Source organism: Nocardioides sp. (assembly GCF_034670285.1).
GTDB lineage: Bacteria > Actinomycetota > Actinomycetes > Propionibacteriales > Nocardioidaceae > Nocardioides.
In genome coordinates this window covers 1-3,988 of record NZ_JAXMNS010000360.1, presented here as the reverse complement: position 1 = coordinate 3,988, position 3,988 = coordinate 1, and the positions used below count along the sequence as shown (strand labels likewise).

Genomic DNA, 3,988 nt, shown 5'->3' with positions numbered 1-3,988 from the left:
ACGATGCGTGCACTGACCTCGTCGCTCCCCCGCCTCGACGACGCCACCGCTCAGGCGGCGGTGTGGAACAACATCAAGAGTGGCTACTCCGTCGCAGCCCTCGACCCCGACCACGTCGTCGACCTGCTCGAGGTCGCCCTGCCGATCGAGAACACCGAGGACACCCTGCGCCAGACCAAGCCCTGGGTGCTCGGAGAGGTCGTGCCCGCGGCGTCGCCAGGAGCCCTCGACCGCATCCGGAAGGCAGCCCTCACGCGTCTCGCCGCCACCGAGTCCGGCTCCGAGCTGCAGCTCTCGGCGTTCCGCTGGGTCGTCAGCACCTGCGACGACCACATCGCCCTCCAGGCCTGGCTCGACGGGCTGGACCTCCCCGTCGGCGTGGACCTCGACATCGACCTCCGCTGGCGCCTGCTGACGCAGCTCGCCGTCGGTGGTGGCACCGACGTCTCCGCGCTCGATGACGCCCTCGCCGACGAGACCACCGTGTTCACCCGGGTGGCCCACAGCCGTGCGGTCGCCTCGCTGCCCACCGCCGAGGCCAAGGCGTTCGCCTGGGCTCGCTTCACCGGCGAGGTCGACGTGGCCAACTACGAGCTCGAGGCAGCCGGGCGCGGCATGTGGCGCAGCGGCCAGCAGGACCTCACCGCTCCCTACGTCGAGCGGTACGTCGCCGAGCTGCCCGGCATCGCCGACATCCACAGCGGCTGGGTGCAGGGAGTCGTCGCCGAGGCGTTCTTCCCCCTCAGCCACGCCGAGCCCGCCACGGTGGACCTCGTGCGCCCGCTGCTCGAGGACGGCGCGGTGCCCGGCGCCGTACGACGCCGGCTCGTCGACCAGATCGACGACCTCGAGCGCTCGCTCGCCGTCCGCGCAGCCTTCCCGAAGGCCTGACCCGGCCGTGGATGCCCGCGCCCGCCGTCCCGGACCCACCGTGCGGGTCCGGGTCGACGAGCTGCGCGCCGAGACCGAGTCGGTGCGCCGACGCGAGGACCGGCTCATCACCGAGGAACCGCTCGAGCTGAGGCTCGAGTGGCCCGGCGCCGAGGCGCGGCGCGTGTGGGTGACCATGCGCACCCCGGGTCACGACTTCGAGCTCGCGGCGGGCTGGGTGGTGCACGAGGGGCTGGCCCCGGCGCGCGAGGGCATCGTCGGGGTGGCCTACTGCACCGATGCCTCCTTGCGGCCCGAGCAGGACTTCAACGTCGTGACCGTGACCTTGGCCGCACCTCCGCCCCGACTCCCCCACCAGCACGAGGCACTCTCGGCCGGGTCGTCGGCCTGCGGCGTGTGCGGCACCGACAGCGTCGGCGAGGCGCTGGTGCGCCGGGCCTCGCCCTGGACGGGCTCGCTCCCCGACCCCGACGTCGTACGACGCCTGCCCGACGCGCTGCGTGAGCGTCAGCGGCTCTTCGACTCGACCGGCGGCGTGCACGCGGCCGCCCTGGCCACGGCCGGCGGTGACCTGCTCGTCGTGCGTGAGGACGTCGGGCGGCACAACGCGGTTGACAAGGTCACCGGCGCCCGCGTGCTCGCCGGGGAGCCGGTGGCCGAGGCCTGCCTCGTGCTCAGCGGGCGGGTCGGCTACGAGCTCGTGCAGAAGGCCCTGGCCGCGGGGATCGGCAGTCTGGTCGCGGTCGGTGCCCCCACCAGCCTGGCGGTCTCGCTGGCCCGTGAGGGCGGCCTGGTGCTGCACGGCTTCACCGGGCCCGACCGGACGGTCCGCTACACCTGAGCGGCGTGGGTCCGCCGCACTGTCGGTGGCCCCACCTAGCGTGCTCCACGTGCGCATCCTCCACACCTCCGACTGGCACCTGGGCAGGTCCTTCCACCGCGAAGACATGCTCAGCCACCAGGCGACCTACATCGACCACCTCCTCGAGGTCGTCGACGCCGAGGAGATCGACCTCGTGGTGGTGTCCGGCGACATCTACGACCGCGCGCTCCCACCCGTCGACGCCGTACGGCTCGCTGACGACGCGCTGGTCCGGCTCGCCCACTCACGCGCCACGGTCGTGCTCACCAGCGGCAACCACGACTCCGCCCAGCGCCTCGGCTTCTCGGCCCGGCTCATCGACGCCGCCGGCATCCACCTGCGCACCGACGCCTCGCGGGTCGGCATCCCACTGGTGCTCGACGACGCGCACGGTCCGGTCGCCATCCACGGCATCCCCTACCTCGACCCGCACGCCGTCGCCGAGCCCTGGCAGCTCGAGCGCCGCTCGCACGAGGCCGCCCTGACCGAGGCGATGCGTCGGGTCCGCGCCGACCTCGCCGGCCGCCCCGGGCAGCGTTCCCTGGTGATGGCGCACGCCTTCGTCGCCGGTGCCGCACCCAGCGACTCCGAGCGCGACATCACCGTCGGCGGAGTGTCTCGCGTGCCGACCTCGCTGTTCGACGGCATCGACTACGTCGCGCTCGGCCACCTGCACGGCTCGCACGTCCTCGACGACCACCTGCGCTACAGCGGGTCTCCGCTGGCCTACTCGTTCTCGGAGTCGACGCACCACAAGGGCTCCTGGATCGTCGACCTCGGAGCTCCTGGCACGCCGCTGAGCACGACCTTCGTGCCGGCGCCGGTGCCGCGCCCCCTGGCGCGGCTCCAGGGCACGCTCGAGCACCTGCTAGCCGACCCGACGCTGACCCGGCACGAGGAGGCCTGGGTCGAGGTGACCCTCACCGATGAGGTTCGCCCCGCGGCTGCGATGGACCAGCTGCGCCGCCGCTTCCCGCACACCTTGATGCTGGGGTTCTCCTCCACCCGGTCCCTCACCGGCGCGCCGTCAGCCGGCGACTCACGCACCCAGCGCGACCACGACGTCGCACGCGCGTTCATCAACGACCTCCGCGGACAGGGCCCGACCCCGGCCGAGGAGCGCCTGCTCGACCAGGCGATCGACGCCTGCTGCGACACCGACGACTCCGGCCGCGAGAGCGGCGACATGCTCATCTCCTCGGGTGGCTCCCAATGAGGCTGCACCGGCTCGAGATCGAGGCCTTCGGACCCTTCGCCACCCGCACGAGCATCGACTTCGACGCGCTCTCCGAAGCAGGGCTGTTCCTGCTCTCGGGACCGACCGGGGCCGGCAAGACCAGCGTGCTCGACGCGGTGTGCTTCGCGCTGTACGGCGACGTGCCGGGAGCCCGGAGCGCCGCGAAGCGGCTGCGCTGCGACCAGGCAGCCCCCGACGTCGCCCCGCGCGTCGTCCTGGAGGTGACCTTGGGCGAGCGGCGGTTCCGCATCGAGCGGAGCCCGTCGTGGGAGCGCCCCAAGCGCCGCGGCACCGGCCTCACCACCCAGCAGGCCTCGGTGACCATGTCCGAGCTCTGCGACGGCGCGTGGACCCCGCTGTCGAGTCGACTCGACGAGACCGGCGACCTCGTGGGTCGCCTCGTCGGGATGAACCTCACGCAGTTCACCCAGGTCGCGATGCTCCCCCAGGGTCGCTTCCAGACCTTCCTGCGCGCCAAGTCCGACGAGCGTCACCAGCTGCTGCAGCAGCTCTTCCGCACCGGTCGCTTCGCGGAGGTCGAGCGTTGGCTGCGTGAGCGCCGCCTCGAGCTCAGCCGGGCCGACGTCGCCACGCACCAACGGGTCGCTGACGTGGTCTCCCGCACGAGCGAGGTCACCTCACAGACGCTCCCCGAGGGCTGGGACATCCACGACCTCCGCGAGATCGCCGACGATCGCGGCCTCGCGCCCTGGGCTGCCGAGCTCCTCGCCGTTGCAAGGATTGCCTGCGACGAGGCGCGCGTGAGCGCCGCCGACACGGTGCGCCTCGAGGCCGACGCCCGCGCCGCGCTCGACGTGGCTCGGGAGGAGACCGCGCGCCGTCGAAGCTACGACGTCGCCCGGCAGGAGAGCCTGCAGCTCGAGGAGCGGGCCCCGAGCCACCGGCTCGACCGGAGCCGACTCGATGCCGCGCGGCGAGCCGCGGGTGTGGTCCCGGTCCTGCGTCACGCCCGGGCGTGCGCCGCGGCCGGCGCCGAC

4 protein-coding genes are annotated in these 3,988 nt (G+C 73.2%); all 4 read left to right on the top strand.

From position 1 onward, the window contains the following. The coding region (locus tag VOI19_RS15790) for an ERAP1-like C-terminal domain-containing protein (protein ID WP_323793921.1) at positions 1-891 on the top strand (891 nt) is incomplete at its 5' end. 7 nt (positions 892-898) lie between these two features. Beyond that, positions 899-1,732 (top strand): formate dehydrogenase accessory sulfurtransferase FdhD, encoded by an 834-nt coding sequence (locus VOI19_RS15785; RefSeq protein ID WP_323793920.1) that lies wholly within the window; start codon positions 899-901, stop codon positions 1,730-1,732. Positions 1,733-1,781: 49 nt separating this feature from the next. Beyond that, entirely contained in the window at positions 1,782-2,969 is a 1,188-nt protein-coding gene (locus VOI19_RS15780; RefSeq protein WP_323793919.1) for an exonuclease SbcCD subunit D, read from the top strand. Further along, positions 2,966-3,988: SMC family ATPase (locus tag VOI19_RS15775; RefSeq protein ID WP_323793918.1), on the top strand; the 1,023-nt coding region annotated here is incomplete at its 3' end. The genes VOI19_RS15780 and VOI19_RS15775, both read left to right, overlap by 4 nt.